Source organism: Oleiphilus messinensis, from assembly GCF_002162375.1.
GTDB classification, from domain to species: domain Bacteria; phylum Pseudomonadota; class Gammaproteobacteria; order Pseudomonadales; family Oleiphilaceae; genus Oleiphilus; species Oleiphilus messinensis.
On sequence record NZ_CP021425.1, the window covers coordinates 5,976,341 to 5,989,493 of the forward strand.

Annotated in this window: 15 protein-coding genes, 1 tRNA gene and 1 pseudogene; 7 read left to right on the forward strand and 10 right to left on the reverse strand. The window is 46.5% G+C overall.

The genetic code is table 11. The annotated features are described in order from the left end of the window. Positions 1-51: 51 nt before the first annotated feature. A complete protein-coding gene (locus OLMES_RS25950; RefSeq protein WP_087463930.1) occupies positions 52-1,098 on the reverse strand; it encodes a DUF2860 family protein in 1,047 nt (348 codons plus the stop codon). A 241-nt stretch (positions 1,099-1,339) separates the two neighbouring features. On the opposite strand from OLMES_RS25950, the gene OLMES_RS25955 reads away from it, so the two are divergent. Next, positions 1,340-2,482 carry a lactonase family protein gene (locus OLMES_RS25955; protein WP_198343132.1) on the forward strand — a complete coding sequence of 381 codons (1,143 nt, stop codon included), beginning with the start codon at positions 1,340-1,342 and terminating at the stop codon, positions 2,480-2,482. 120 nt (positions 2,483-2,602) lie between these two features. Here OLMES_RS25955 and OLMES_RS25960 read toward each other — a convergent pair whose 3' ends face one another. Next, positions 2,603-3,742, reverse strand: coding sequence for a hypothetical protein (locus tag OLMES_RS25960; RefSeq protein WP_157678620.1), 1,140 nt, complete (start codon positions 3,740-3,742; stop codon positions 2,603-2,605). A gap of 134 nt (positions 3,743-3,876) precedes the next feature. On the opposite strand from OLMES_RS25960, the gene OLMES_RS25965 reads away from it, so the two are divergent. Genes OLMES_RS25965 through OLMES_RS25980 form a run of 4 tightly spaced genes read left to right on the forward strand, consistent with a single transcriptional unit; the run spans position 3,877 to position 6,370 of the window. Continuing rightward, on the forward strand, positions 3,877-4,254 hold the full coding sequence (locus OLMES_RS25965; RefSeq protein WP_087463933.1) for a hypothetical protein: 378 nt from the start codon (positions 3,877-3,879) through the stop codon (positions 4,252-4,254). A gap of 10 nt (positions 4,255-4,264) precedes the next feature. Further along, positions 4,265-4,927 (forward strand): hypothetical protein, encoded by a 663-nt coding sequence (locus OLMES_RS25970; protein WP_157678621.1) that lies wholly within the window; start codon positions 4,265-4,267, stop codon positions 4,925-4,927. Continuing rightward, positions 4,842-5,849 carry a putative solute-binding protein gene (locus OLMES_RS25975; RefSeq protein WP_157678622.1) on the forward strand — a complete coding sequence of 336 codons (1,008 nt, stop codon included), beginning with the start codon at positions 4,842-4,844 and terminating at the stop codon, positions 5,847-5,849. The genes OLMES_RS25970 and OLMES_RS25975 overlap by 86 nt, the downstream gene beginning before the upstream one ends. Positions 5,850-5,860: 11 nt before the next feature. Beyond that, entirely contained in the window at positions 5,861-6,370 is a 510-nt protein-coding gene (locus OLMES_RS25980; RefSeq protein ID WP_087463935.1) for a hypothetical protein, read from the forward strand. Between the two features lie 95 nt (positions 6,371-6,465). Here OLMES_RS25980 and OLMES_RS25985 read toward each other — a convergent pair whose 3' ends face one another. Together OLMES_RS25985 and OLMES_RS25990 are read right to left on the reverse strand one after the other, a co-directional pair. Then, positions 6,466-7,254 (reverse strand): peptidoglycan-binding protein, encoded by a 789-nt coding sequence (locus tag OLMES_RS25985; protein WP_087463936.1) that lies wholly within the window; start codon positions 7,252-7,254, stop codon positions 6,466-6,468. Between the two features lie 24 nt (positions 7,255-7,278). Then, positions 7,279-7,758: a hypothetical protein gene (locus OLMES_RS25990; protein ID WP_087463937.1), complete on the reverse strand. Its 480-nt coding sequence runs from the start codon at positions 7,756-7,758 to the stop codon at positions 7,279-7,281. 96 nt (positions 7,759-7,854) lie between these two features. On the opposite strand from OLMES_RS25990, the gene OLMES_RS25995 reads away from it, so the two are divergent. Further along, the gene (locus OLMES_RS25995; RefSeq protein ID WP_198343133.1) at positions 7,855-8,325 is read left to right on the forward strand and encodes a hypothetical protein; all 471 of its coding nucleotides are present in this window, start codon (positions 7,855-7,857) and stop codon (positions 8,323-8,325) included. Between the two features lie 31 nt (positions 8,326-8,356). Here OLMES_RS25995 and OLMES_RS26000 read toward each other — a convergent pair whose 3' ends face one another. Then, entirely contained in the window at positions 8,357-9,514 is a 1,158-nt protein-coding gene (locus OLMES_RS26000) for a slipin family protein (RefSeq protein WP_087463939.1), read from the reverse strand. Between the two features lie 346 nt (positions 9,515-9,860). Further along, positions 9,861-9,934 (reverse strand) — tRNA-Ile (locus OLMES_RS26005). Between the two features lie 430 nt (positions 9,935-10,364). Between OLMES_RS26005 and OLMES_RS29110 the strand changes: the two are divergent. After that, a pseudogene (locus OLMES_RS29110) lies at positions 10,365-10,550 on the forward strand (hypothetical protein); the annotation flags it as partial. A 195-nt stretch (positions 10,551-10,745) separates the two neighbouring features. On the opposite strand, the gene OLMES_RS26010 reads toward OLMES_RS29110, so the two are convergent. The 4 genes from OLMES_RS26010 to OLMES_RS26025 all read right to left on the reverse strand — a co-directional run bounded on the left by OLMES_RS26010 (position 10,746) and on the right by OLMES_RS26025 (position 12,941). Further along, the gene (locus OLMES_RS26010; RefSeq protein WP_087463940.1) at positions 10,746-11,123 is read right to left on the reverse strand and encodes an ankyrin repeat domain-containing protein; all 378 of its coding nucleotides are present in this window, start codon (positions 11,121-11,123) and stop codon (positions 10,746-10,748) included. Between the two features lie 2 nt (positions 11,124-11,125). After that, complete coding sequence (locus OLMES_RS26015; RefSeq protein WP_087463941.1) at positions 11,126-11,821, reverse strand: RHS repeat domain-containing protein; 696 nt, start codon at positions 11,819-11,821, stop codon at positions 11,126-11,128. A gap of 85 nt (positions 11,822-11,906) precedes the next feature. Further along, positions 11,907-12,395: a hypothetical protein gene (locus OLMES_RS26020; RefSeq protein WP_087463942.1), complete on the reverse strand. Its 489-nt coding sequence runs from the start codon at positions 12,393-12,395 to the stop codon at positions 11,907-11,909. Continuing rightward, the gene (locus OLMES_RS26025) at positions 12,396-12,941 is read right to left on the reverse strand and encodes a hypothetical protein (RefSeq protein WP_087463943.1); all 546 of its coding nucleotides are present in this window, start codon (positions 12,939-12,941) and stop codon (positions 12,396-12,398) included. Positions 12,942-13,153: the final 212 nt, after the last annotated feature.

Genomic DNA, 13,153 nt, shown 5'->3' on the forward strand with positions numbered 1-13,153 from the left:
TGATCTCGATTTTTCCAGTTTCCCAGGTCAATATCAGGGTTCGAAGCAAGCCTAATAAAAATAGGACAATCCGATGCCCGCCAGAATGGATTCTTCGTTATAGAACCGGATGTTCGAATGCTTCGCGTACAACTGGAATAGCCCGCTGACTCGCACCGATTTCCAGCCAAATGGTTCAATAAAGGCCAATTCGGATTGCACGGAAACACCTTCATCCTTTCTGACCCGATTGAAAACCGGATGACGTTCCTCAAACCGCGCCACACTGTAATTCACCGTGACATCAAACTCCAATGTGTCCTGCTGATATAACAGCGTCACCGCAGAACCGGCTCGATCATAACGGAATGCTTTCCCCTGGGCATTGGCCCTGATGAACTGGAGACGGGGAACAATGAAGAACGATTCGCTCAACGGGACAACATAATCAACCTCAACACTGTGCTGATCCCCCGAACGCTTCAGCGCTGCCCGTGCCGAACGCTCCAGAGGCTCGAGCGCGGACTCGCCCGACCGTTCCTGCGAGACCTTTTCATGGGTATATCCATAGTAAAATGACCAGGGACTGCCCATGAGCGTTTCAACCGCCAGCCTGACGCCCGCGGTCTCCAAATCCGTTTTCTGACGCTTGCGCTTAAGCTGGTAAGGATCCTGCCAGACCTGCCTGTTGAACAAAGACAATGGCGGAATGAGTCCTACATTAACATCCGTTCCGTTTTCAAAACGCTGCTTGATGCCGATCCCGAAATAACTTGAGCGATCAGAGATTAACCCGGGAATCGATCCCAGATAAACAGCCGTTTGATCCTTGTTGAAGAAATAGCTTACCTCCCAAAACAATGCAGCGACTTCAGTGCGCTCCGCCTTTGCCGCCTGATTTAGAGATTGTATGGGTGTCCTGTGATCCGATACTTCAGTGAGTGATTTTGTCTCACTGCCGCCCAACAGCAAATACAGATAACCTGAAATTGCAACATCCTCCGCATCTGCATGCTCTTCAGCCTGGGCCATGGAAATACAACTCATCAATACCCAGAATGCACCTTTTTTTGGCCACCTTATCCCGCTCGAACGGGCTTGTTTCGATCCATAATTCATTATCGTTTACCCTCGTTTTCCTGTTCGTGGCCAAAGACTACGGAAAGCGAGGTTAAGTCGGGGTTAACATCCTCAAGCGGATATTCCTGTGATGTTTTTTTTACGCTTTTGTCTTGGTTTACGGAGGCTTGCACAACAACTCAGACACATACTGAGCCGTGTTCCGACACTGCTACATAAAAGCTTCGGTAATGTTCCAACAATAAAGATTAACAACATGAACAAAAACAGGATTACTCAAATGAAGTTTACGCAATTGCTGCGCTGTGCAGCATTAATCCCGCTTATGGCGTTCGCGAGCATCACAACCGCCAACGACAACCTCTCTTCAAGCCTGCTTTCAATCTGGCACAAGTTTGCAGTGGGGGCGGTGTTCACCCAAACCAACGACAGCGAAGGCAACGAAGTGCTCATGTTCAGCCGACATGGCAATGGCAAATTACAGTTTTTGGATGCCTTTGCAACGGACGGGGTTGGCACCAGCGGCGGGCTTGGAAATCAGGGCGCACTGGCGCTGAGCAAGGACAATGATTTTTTGTTTGTGGTGAATGCCGGCAGCAATGAAATAACCACATTTTCGGTCCATAAACATGGTTTGAAATTGGTCGATAAGGTACCTTCCGGCGGTGAACGCCCGATCAGTTTAAGCGTATTTCAGGATCGACTCTATGTTCTGAATACCGGCAGCGACAGTATCAACGGTTTTACCTTTGACCACGACGGCAAACTGACGCCAATGGCCGAAGCCATTCGTTCACTCAGTGGCACCGAAACGTCTGCAGCTCAAATTCAAGTCAGCCCCTGGGGTGATGCTTTAGTTGTCACGGAACGCGCAACCAATTTGATCGATGTATTCTGGCTGGATGACAACGGGATACCCGGTGAAGCGGTTATCAGCCCATCTGTCGGTACCACGCCATTTGGATTTGATTTTGACCGCCGAGGTCACCTGGTTGTCTCGGAAGCCGCAGGTGGCGCAGACAATGCCAGCTCTGTATCGTCTTACAACATTCTTGAAACCGGGCAATTGGAGATCATCAGCGGTGCGGTGCCCACAACCGAATCAGCTGCATGCTGGTTGATCACCACGCCGAATGGCCGCTTTGCCTACACGACCAATACCCGTTCCAGCTCAATTTCCGGTTTCCGTATCGAACGAGATGGTTCTCTGAATTTGCTGGATCTTGATGGCGTAACCGGGAACACCGGTGAAGGCACCAATCCACTGGATATGGCAATGAGCCGAAATGGCCGCCACCTCTATGCCATCAGCCCGGCAACTGAAGAAATTGTGGCGTTCCGCATCCGCGGCAACGGCAGCCTTAAAAACATCCAGTCTGTGACTGCCGCTGCCCCAAGAATCAACGGTTTGGCCGCCTACTAATACAACCGGCCTGAATTACGCTGGATAAAGGTCACGTTATTGGCACCTTATCCAGCGCTCAACACCGGGAAAAACGGTTAACCTTGTACAAAAAGTACAGAGAACAAAAAAGAAAGTGGCTTATTCGAGCCTATCAATATAGAACACGGCATTTGCACTCTGAGACAGGGCGTATATTCGTGAGCCCATAACCCAGAACTGCCTCATTGCCAATTCGCTGTCCCCCAGCCGCTGCCAGCGCGCCCCTCGACTGAATGAAATCCAGACGCCGTTATCCGTAGCGATAACCAACCCCGTTGCTGCGTCTCCCTGCCAGGACGTGAGGGCAAATACTTCATTCGCATCACCCGGCAAAGTCAGCGTTTTCCAGTTCGCATTGGACTTGGAATCATTCATCAACAGTCTCGTTTTTTCCGCCATCACAAGGACACCGTCAGCCAGGATTGTTACAACCGCAGTATCGACAAAAACCTCCCTTTGCGGAAATTCAAATGACCCGATTTCCTGAGTGGTCTCATTTTGATCCGTTGCCAGGGCCATAACCCTGACGTGATTTTGATCCAACACATAGAATTCATTGGCATTGAATGGATTGATTATCGGAAAATCCCATGTCGAATAACCTCCGGAGTCCACCCGGCTCCAGGATTCACCTTTATCCGCCGAATAGCTCACCCAATTTGAGTGATAAGAACGGTCTGCAACAAAGTAGGATTCGGCATTCACACCAAAGAAAAGCGACGGGCAGGCACTTATATCCTGTTCCCCCTCGGCTTCAATCACTGCAACTTTTTCCCAACTCTGACCTTCATTGTCAGTGCGATAAATACCACCGCCCAAATCCGGCCAGGCGTTACAGACCGTAAGATACCAATGGGCGCTCTCAGCTGGATCCGCATACACCTTGTCGATCCGGCCACTGCTCAGATCCGGCCCAGCTACCCCATTCCACTGATTTCCGGCATCGAATGAGGAGAACAACTGGTATTCATTCTCGGCATTCCGAAGCACAATATTTAATTTATTCTGATCAAAACGACCTTGAGCGATCCACTTCAACTCGGCGATATCACCTTCCGGCAAGTTCAGCGCTTGCCATTCGTTGAACGATACATCCGGCTCAGTGATCGGCGCGTCACTGGAGCTGTCATTACATGCTCCCAGTGCAGTAACACACATCGCTAAACCCAGTCTGCGCAGTAACCGGGATGTAATTAAACTGCCTTGTCGGTACAGACCTGGTTTCCTCACTCCTGACATCTTGCTTTCCCTCTGTTTTCCTTAACGGCTAATCGATATAACACAATGAACCGCCAACTGAGTGCACACTTGTTGACTGAAAATAAATTAAAGTGTACATTTGTACACATAAACAACCAACAAAGGTAAATCTCATGAGCGTTATCGTGATGAATGTAGTATTAGTGATATTGCTCGGTGTCGCAATGTGGTTACTGAAAACAGTAAGCCGAATTGAAAACCACTATTTCATGGCATCTCAGGACTGGCTGAAGGACACGGCCAATGACTCCGAAACAACTCCCCACGCAAATAATCCCGGAACAGTCGCAAAAAACATCAAACCCTTTATAACGGTTGAAGTCACCAACGCCTTCAGCCTTGCCGAACGAGAGTCTAAGCTCGCCCCTTATATCGCCAAAATCGCCCCTTCATTAATCCAGGAAAAAGTCTACGAACAGGTTGTCGAGAATATGAGAATCGAGCTGGATAAAGAAGGCGTGGAACACAAAGTCCAATTGCTTTACCGGTGAGGTGCAGAGTATGTGGCTATTAGCGAGTGAATGGTTATCTGTAATGCTGATATTGGCTTGTGGTGCGATATACAGCCACGCGGCAATTCGAATTGTTGACCTGCAAAAGCATGCCAGGCAACTGCAGACACAAAAGCGGCCCACCGCCCGGGAAAATCGGGAACAATTCCGAAAACAGGTGCGCATGGAAAAGCAGCAACTGGCGGAATGCACAATCGATAAAGGCACATCGACAGTGGAGATGATTCACCGGATCATTAGCAAAATCACCTTCGGTATTCTCGAGTGCATCCCCCCGATTCGTTATCCCTCGAAGCTGGTTCGCAAGGTTCATGATAAAACCAGTTCACAAGTGTACACATTAATAAGAGAAATCAACCGGGATATTGGTACAATTAGCCAACAATGGCAGCAGCAGAGCCAGACACCGGCATCTCGCCCAATCAGCACGACAAAAAAAGCTCCGAAACAACCGGAAGCGACTGACAAACTTCCTGACCGGAGTACAGAAAACAGGGTTTTACATGCAGTAAACTTCGAGCAACCACAAATCCACATCGAAAAAATAAATAAGGGAATACATCCAAATGAAGAAAATAAATACAATAATCAACCTCTTTGGCGCAGCCACGCTGGCAACCAGCTCAGTGAATGCAGACGTTCTGGAACGTAAATTCTGCATTTTCGACCCGGTCGGCGCTAATGGGCCGATGTTCAACGTGATGAAATCGTCCAAACCTTCGGCACTCAAGTGGGGTGTGAACCTGGAGCTTGCAGCCTATACGGATGAGAAGATTGCAGCAGAAGACCTGAAAGCAGGACAGTGCGACGCAGCACTGTTGACCAGCACCCGGGCAAGAGAATTCAATCGCTTTACCGGCTCCCTGGAAGCATTAGGGGCCATCACCAGTGATGAAGAAATGAAAATGGTTCTTGAAACCTTGAACCAGAGCAAAGCGGCCAAACTGCTGACCAGCGGCAAGTACGAAGTCGCCGGTATACTCCCTGCCGGAGCGGTTTATCTATTTTTACGGGACCGCACCGTTAACTCGGTCGAAAAGCTGCAGGGCAAAAAAATTGCGACCCTGGACTATGACCACGCGTCGTTAACCATGGTTCGCCACGTCGGAGCATCCGTGGTGGGTGCCACGTCTTCCAGCTTCGCCGGAAAGTTCAATAATGGCAGCGTTGATGCCGCCTATGCTCCTGCTATCGCCTACACCCCCTTGGAACTCTACAAAGGCATCGGCACCAGCGGTGGCGTGTTTGACTACAAACTTGCTCAGTTCACCTTCCAAATCATCATTCAAAAAGACAAGTTCCCGGAAGACTTCGGCCAGAATGCACGAGATTACACGGCAAGCATATACGACGAAGCCCACAAAATGGTCTCCAACGCCGAAGCGGAAATCAACCCGCAACACTGGATGCGCCCCACCAGAGATGAAGTCGCAGGCTACGACAACTTGCTCAGAGAAGTCCGCATCAGCCTGAAAGAAGAAGGCGTCTACGACCCCAAAGCACTCCGACTCATGCTGAAAGTACGCTGTAAAACCAATCCCGACAAAGCGGAATGTGTTGAGGGGCGGGAGTAAATAACACAATTATGCGACCTGAATCAGGCGCAACGAAAGGCGGGGCTGCGGCCCTGCCAGAGTTAGAGAAAATCGTATCAGAGGTGAAGTCGGGCAATCGAGTTATCCTCTTTGCTCCGGGCACTTCGAGCTTCATTCTCGGTCAGTTGATCGGTATTTCAGCATTTGTATTTCTCATCGGTTCGCTGGGAAAATTACTGGGATCACAGTTAACGACCGGTACAAGTGCAATGTTACAGCTAGGCTTAATCCTTGTGGCGGTAGCCTGTAACGTTTTCCCGGGAATTATGCTCATCAGAGGCCATAAACAGTATCGTACTGGATTAATCTGGATTAGCCGCACATTAATCGTGCTGGCTTTAATTCTTATCTCAATCTGTAGCTGGTCTGAAGATTTTACTAGCACCAGTATCAAACCACTGATCATCAGCTCAGTTTTTGCCTTCTGCAGCGACTTTATTTACACGAGACCGAGTTTTATCGTGTTTTGTGAGTACTTTTATCTGATGAAACGAAACTAAGTATAATTTTTAATACCAGTCAACACTCCATGTCCACCAGAGCCTGATTTGCCGAACGACATATCAGGCCATCATTGGATAAGCTCGCTAGCCTATCAACAATAATTCGCAAACTTCATTTCTCGATCATTGTAATCGACCGGCATCATAGGTAATCGAATATACGCCTTGATGATTGAAGTCGTTCTCTGCTTTCGTGCAACTACAGTACCTTCTCTGCTACCCGCCGCGTTTGTATTACCTTCTATCGTTGAGATCAGAGAGCCTTTGTTTTCCGTCACAATTCCGATATGTGAGAAAGTAAATACAACAATATCTCCCCGCATGGCTTTGGTAAATGTATCTTTTGGGGTAAACACCAAACAGTTTTTACGGGTTGCCCACTCATTTAGAAAACGCTGTACTGAAGGTTCTCTCGGCGGGATGAGTGAAGCATAGTAGGGAGACTGCGAACATAACTTCTGAACACAAAGTGAAACGAAAGCAGCACACCACGGATAACCATCCGTCCTGCCATTGATAACTAAATCATCTGCCTTGAATATCTCCAACATTTTGGGACTATTACCGGCTAGATTATTACCCGTTTCAGTGGTTCCGATATATTGTTCGGCAATGTCGGCCAATAAATGCTGAGGAAGCGAGTTTGAAAAATGAGGCAATGTTGCCTGAGACAATGCAAACCAAGTTCCACGTCCGACAATACCGTCAACAGATAGCTTAGCCTCAACTTGAAATCGCTTGACGGCTGCCACTGTCTGCGCGCCAAAGTCACCATCAACACTCAGGTTTGGTGAAGGTGAGAGCAATCGATTCAAGAGCTTTTGTAAGGTCATCACGTCAGCGCCACGGGAGCCTTTTCTGATCGTTTTTTTCTGGGTCATACTGGTCCTTCCTTGAACATGGGTCTATTTTTTCAGTCGATAATATATCCATAAATCTGAAGGGAGGCCTTCAACATTGGAAGACGACTCCAACAACAATACACCACCAACCACAAACTGCCCAGTTAAACCGGTGGCACTAAGGCGACCATCCTTCACGCAAAGGACATTGTATTGTTGAGTTTGAACCGGCAATCCGGGTTCAAAAAAACTACGAATAAGTGACGACTCACCATTGGTGGTACTCAATTTAACTGAAGCTGTCGCCCCACCAATTTCGGCATCAAACTCACTGCCTGATTGAGTATTTATAAATTCAAACGAGGTGCTGTCGACCACGTCAGTTCCCACCAAAATGCTTGATGTGGAAACGATGCTGGTCGCGTAAGAGGCTTCACAATGCCCATTTGATTGCTCAGCGGATACGCTTTGAGGGGTAAATGTACATGCAGGTATAAGTAAAGCAATTGAAGCCAGACTTACAAATTTTCGAAGACTATCCATATCTGTTTATCTCTATCCAACCAGCCATGAATTTCGGCTCGGATTTGTAGTATAAAGATAATTCAACCAGTTGCAATTACTCATGCGTTGACAGGTTTGGAATCAATTGAGGCGACAATTATCCTGACACAGGGAGAAATGGTGAACCATTATTCAATAGCGGCAATCGGTTTTTTTACTGCAACGTTCACTATTGCTGGTGAAAAAAACAGCAGCCCGGTTATACCGGTTTCAATTAATAGTGTGGAAACCCATCAGATAAGCGAAAACCTGGTTCGCATAATTCAATACAACATGGAGCTGGAACCAAAGCTTGATATCGAAATGTTTACTGCCCCGGGGATGGATTTCAAACAACTTCAATCTATTCAAGAGATTGACTTGGGAAAAGAAAAGATCAATTTTGCAAACTCCAGTGGTACCTATATCGAAGGGATTTCAGTTGAAGATACAATGATTCACTTTGATATTGATCATTACTATCTTGAGGGCGGGAGCATCGCTATAAGCTGTCAGATTAAAGTTGCGCAGGAAATTGGAACACCAAAGTGCGTGGAAAAAGAATAGTCGCAATTAATATCGGGGCCAACCCTGGCCCCTAATTTTTCACCGCTGTGGGTGCTTTACCGGTCAATCTCACCATATCATTCATCACGGAATCGAGGCCGCCATAAACACTGATGTGATCGATTTTTTCAACCACTTTCTCCAGAGTTTCAAGTTCCTTGAGACGCAGGAGGGTGGCGTTGTTTTCCATCATTTTTGCCGTGTTGCTCAGGGAGCGTGTCGCGGCGGTTTCTTCCCGACGTTTGATCAGGTTTGCTTCTGCCGCTTTTTGCGCCTGTACAACCTGATTCAGGATTTCTTTCATTTCACCGGGCAGGATGATGTCCTTCACCCCCACTCGATCCAGAAAGATTCCGTAGTCTTTCAGTGATGCGTGGCACTCGTCATAGATGACGCTGGAAACAACATTTTTGTCGCTCAGAAGTTCATCCAGTGTCCGTGTACCAATCACTTCCCTCAGCGCAAGCTGCAGGCGTTTGTAGATGTAGTCCCCTACATTTTTCAGTTTTTGCGCAGCAACTTCCACATCCACCAATTGATAAACGGCATTCAAATTAACCCGCAGGCTCACCCGGTCTTTCGTCAGAATTTCCTGACCGGAAATTTCCACCATTTGCAGTTTCAAATCGTATAACTGCACTTGCAGATCGCGGTTGAACAACCAGTAGCCGTAACGTCCTGGTTTCAGAGTCTGGATCCATTTTCCATTCTCATACAACAGCCCCACATAGCCATCCGGAACCAGCGCATTCAGGATCGTTTCAGCTCTCGCCGTACGATTCATCCCGGCACGGAGCAAGTGTGAAAGCATGGGTTCTGCAATTGGCTGCAACACATCCAGCGAAAAGACTTTGACTTCCAGATTCAAACTATCCTTCCAGGTAACCAGACGCTCGCCGGGTTGCAGCAGCTGTTGAATTTTGTTGTCGAGATAAACGACACCGACTTCATTTTCCTGCATCATGACGCTATCAACATGGTTGGCAAATTCTTCTTTTTGCAACAACACGTCCAGCAACTCATGGGTAATACCAGAGCGCGTTACCGCCACAGAGAAAAATGAAAGCTTTTGCCCCATATCCCAGAAACGGTAAGTACCCGGTGTCAGAACCTGTTGAAATTGTCTTTCCCTGTACATCAGTACGCGTTCATTATCTGCGACCAGTACTTTTCGTGTCATGCCGAACATGGCGTTACTCCTTGATTACACGAAGCTCAATCATTGCTTCTATTTCAAATAAAACGGGTGAGGGGTAGCAGGGTCAACCGACATGCTTGAACGCCCTCTGATGATCCTCCCGATCTACTGCTTGGATCAACTTGCGGGACAGTTCCGCAGGGGCTCTACAACTCCCCCATTTGAAACACATTCCGTTATGCCAGGCGTAGCCTGATACGCTGCTCACCCGCGTTGGTACTACTGGCCGGACACGCAACCAACAACTTTGGTGCCCGGAATTCATACCGCTTTTGGGGCAAAGCCCCGTTCTCGTTAATGAGTCTAGGGAGTCGAACCCTAACCTTTCGGTTTACCGTGGCTTGTACAGGAGTTGAACCTGTGACCTATCAGTTATGAGCTGACTGCTCTATCCAACTGAGCTAACAAGCAAGTGGTCGTGGAAGGACCATGCGAATACGTTTTGGCGGTACATCCGGTTTCAGAGAAACTGATGCCGGGCTGGGCTGTGAACCAGCACCCAGGGCCGTTTTGCATTCAACAGGGTTATTTCAAGAGCGGTGCCAATTCATCAATTCCTATCTGAAAATAGTTTTTATTAGCTTATTTTCAATTAGTTAAGATAATATTTGAGTTGGTCATGGGAATTCTGAAGCGGTAAATTACTGATAAAAAGTTATCAATCTGGATATAATTTTATCTAAAACGATTAATACATTTAGAGCACGTTCCATTCTCGAGTTCTCCTGCCAAATTTAATAGTCCAGCGCTACGCTTAATGATTGCCGCCCTTGGAGATGCCAGCCAATTTGCAAATGGGTGGCAAATATCCGCGTGGCTTGGATTGACACTAAAACCAGTTGAGTGGATGCCTTCAACGAGTTACCGCTCGATTCATGATGCAAAACGGAATGTGAGTTACTTCCTGATGAATTATTACAACTGGTAAAGACCGCATCAGTTCAATGATGGGCTACCACCGGTAAGCGCTGAAAAATTCGCTCAAAAAGTGTCCGGGTTTTATTGGCCACTACAAAGAGCTTATTGATGATTACCGGAAGAAACGTATGTTTCGGGCTCAAATGGATGGTTTTTTGGACATAGAGTCGCTTGAAGCGACTCTAACGGATATAAACACAACTAAACCAAGCAGAGATGACTAGCAGTGCCTGTCCCGGATTTACCCAGTCTCCGCTATTCTCGTTTCATATTGATCAGAGTAAAATCAATCTGCCTCTAAGTTTCAAGCCCCTTTAACTTTCAAAAGAGTATTTATTACATCCTCTGACGAACCAATATTTCTTGCATACTCAAGCACGCTTCTGCCATCATCATTTTTTGAATTTACACGTGCCCCAGATCTTATTAACAACTCTAAAACCTTTGGATTGCCGCCTATTACTCCGTTGAATATAGGTGAACATCCATTGTCTCCTTTTGCGTTAACATCCGCTCCTGCATCTATTAAAATCCTCGCTGATTCGAGATCCCCCCACGAACAAACCGTATGTAATGGAGTATCATCCATGAGGTTTACACAATTGACTCCATTCAACTCGATGCCAAACCAAGATGCTGTATCTGAACAGCGTGCAAGTACACTGCTTAAGTCATTTTTCATAACTAAAAACACTCCTGCTTACAGTTTCGCTTAATATCTTCCACTGCATTGATTATTCGCTGCTTCACTTGTTGCAACTGACCCTGATGTTTGTTCCAAGCAGAACTTCCAGACTCATCCCATTTATCTGACCAATTCTTCCGTAAGTCGTAACAAAGTTGAGCTTGATCTCGTTTTCTTTCTGCGTCTATACAAGGGTCGCCACTTGGAGGAGGTGGTGGCTGGTCACATATTTTGTGATACCTAGCATGCTGAGCATCCTTTCGTGCCGAATCTCCTGGCATGAGCGCAAGAGCTGCTATCCCTATACCGGCAGCAACATCCATAGGGCCAGGCACAGGAGAGTCAGACAATGCTAAAGCGATAGCAGCTTCAGCATCTAATCCATAAGGATCGACATAAATTACCGGGTTTTGATTTGCGTACCCATAAGTATTGATCCCGCCCCCTAGGCCAACAGGATCACTTTGCAAATACCGGCCTAACGTGGGATCGTAATCCCGATAGTAATTGTAGTAATACCCGGTCTCCCGATCATGATATTGCCCAGGAAAGCGAATATCCTGTCCGATGGTGTTGACCACTTCGGTGACTTCGCCGAAGGGGGTGTATTCGCCTTTCCACACCACATTTTGATTTTGATCTGTAAGCACCTGAAGGGTACCCAGGTGGTCTGTGTGGACGAAGTAGAGTTTGATTCAGCATGCGCTAATCCGCATCACCCACCGACTCTTAGTTCTCGGACTAATTAGGCAGAGTGTCTTACCCTGTGGTTAGAAAAGATTAAGCAAAATTAAAGCGCACCCGATCGCCTATTTCTAAATCAAGAGCATCCAAATTGTCTTTCACCTTTAAGTCACCATCGATAGAGAAACAATTAATCCGACAAAGATTGTTAAATACTTCCAATTCTGCTTGGAAACAAAATCCTTCTTTAAATTCGGATGCCAAGAGTAATTTATCGTTTAATAAGACTTCTGTTCTGATGACTTGTACAGGATGAACTATACGCTTGTCTCCTTGACTTAGCTCTAAAGGAACATCAGAAGGTAAAATATTTGGTGGGCCTATCGTAATATCCAAAAAATCACCTTTCTGAAAGTTTTCATGAATCCACATTCCACCTCTTCCATCAACTAACTTAAATGAGCAGGCAAAATTCACTGATCTGTCGGCATTGCTGATCAAAAGAGCTTTTAAGCTACCACTTGGCCCAGTGACTAGAACCTGCTCATCAAATTTACTGGACGAAACTATAAAGGAGTTGATCACTCAATGGCTCCAGGGGTTTACTGTCGGAACTTTTGGTAGATTGGGATTAGTTTTATTAAATTCGTTCACTTTCCTGTTGTGCTGTTTAACATAATCCAAATAATTTTTGTTGCCGTGATCTTTATTGAATACATCCGGTCCTTTTTTCAAGTAATCGCTAATTTCATTCAATTCTTTGGCTTGGATGTCTACATCACCAAGGTGCCTTTTCAGGATGTCATCGAGAGCGTTGTATGGAATATCGCTCGCTCCAAAGGGATCATTTGCGGCTTCGTCGCTATATATTTTTCTTAAGTCCGGACAATGGTTCAGTTTTGGAAGCTTAAATTTCCATGGGCCGGGAAATATGTCTATCGGATTAATTGCATCAGGATGGTCAGGAACTGGATCTTGCGGCAATCCTGCAACAGTTAATAATGCTCCAGCCCCCCACAACAATAGCACTGGTACGGCTTCGCCAGTTGGATCTGTATACTTAACAGGGTTTTGAAATGTATATCCATAGGTATTTAGACCCCCAGCCAACCCAATAGGATCACTTTGCAAATACCGCCCTACTCAGAAGTCGGTTAGAATTCTGATCCAAATAACAAATCAATCATTATTCCAAAGCCACCCAATGCAAGCAGCCACAACAATACAACCGGTGCTTGCATAAATCAGTAACACATCACCAATTAGACCTGCCCAGTAAGTGCCACCAATCACTAAAACGATGCCAAATAAAATTCTGTAGAGTGTTGCAGCCTTCAAAATTT

What these genes read in the sequence shown, in the direction of transcription:
- OLMES_RS25990 (WP_087463937.1), bottom strand. Translation starts at nt 7,758, where the DNA reads ATGGATAGTCTTCGAAAATTTGTAAGTCTGGCTTCAATTGCTTTACTT.
- OLMES_RS25970 (WP_157678621.1), top strand. Translation starts at nt 4,265, where the DNA reads ATGTGGCTATTAGCGAGTGAATGGTTATCTGTAATGCTGATATTGGCT.
- OLMES_RS26000 (WP_087463939.1), bottom strand. Translation starts at nt 9,514, where the DNA reads ATGTTCGGCATGACACGAAAAGTACTGGTCGCAGATAATGAACGCGTA.
- OLMES_RS25980 (WP_087463935.1), top strand. Translation starts at nt 5,861, where the DNA reads ATGCGACCTGAATCAGGCGCAACGAAAGGCGGGGCTGCGGCCCTGCCA.
- OLMES_RS25955 (WP_198343132.1), top strand. Translation starts at nt 1,340, where the DNA reads ATGAAGTTTACGCAATTGCTGCGCTGTGCAGCATTAATCCCGCTTATG.
- OLMES_RS25960 (WP_157678620.1), bottom strand. Translation starts at nt 3,742, where the DNA reads ATGTCAGGAGTGAGGAAACCAGGTCTGTACCGACAAGGCAGTTTAATT.
- OLMES_RS26010 (WP_087463940.1), bottom strand. Translation starts at nt 11,123, where the DNA reads ATGAAAAATGACTTAAGCAGTGTACTTGCACGCTGTTCAGATACAGCA.
- OLMES_RS25975 (WP_157678622.1), top strand. Translation starts at nt 4,842, where the DNA reads ATGAAGAAAATAAATACAATAATCAACCTCTTTGGCGCAGCCACGCTG.
- OLMES_RS25950 (WP_087463930.1), bottom strand. Translation starts at nt 1,098, where the DNA reads ATGAATTATGGATCGAAACAAGCCCGTTCGAGCGGGATAAGGTGGCCA.
- OLMES_RS25965 (WP_087463933.1), top strand. Translation starts at nt 3,877, where the DNA reads ATGAGCGTTATCGTGATGAATGTAGTATTAGTGATATTGCTCGGTGTC.
- OLMES_RS25985 (WP_087463936.1), bottom strand. Translation starts at nt 7,254, where the DNA reads ATGACCCAGAAAAAAACGATCAGAAAAGGCTCCCGTGGCGCTGACGTG.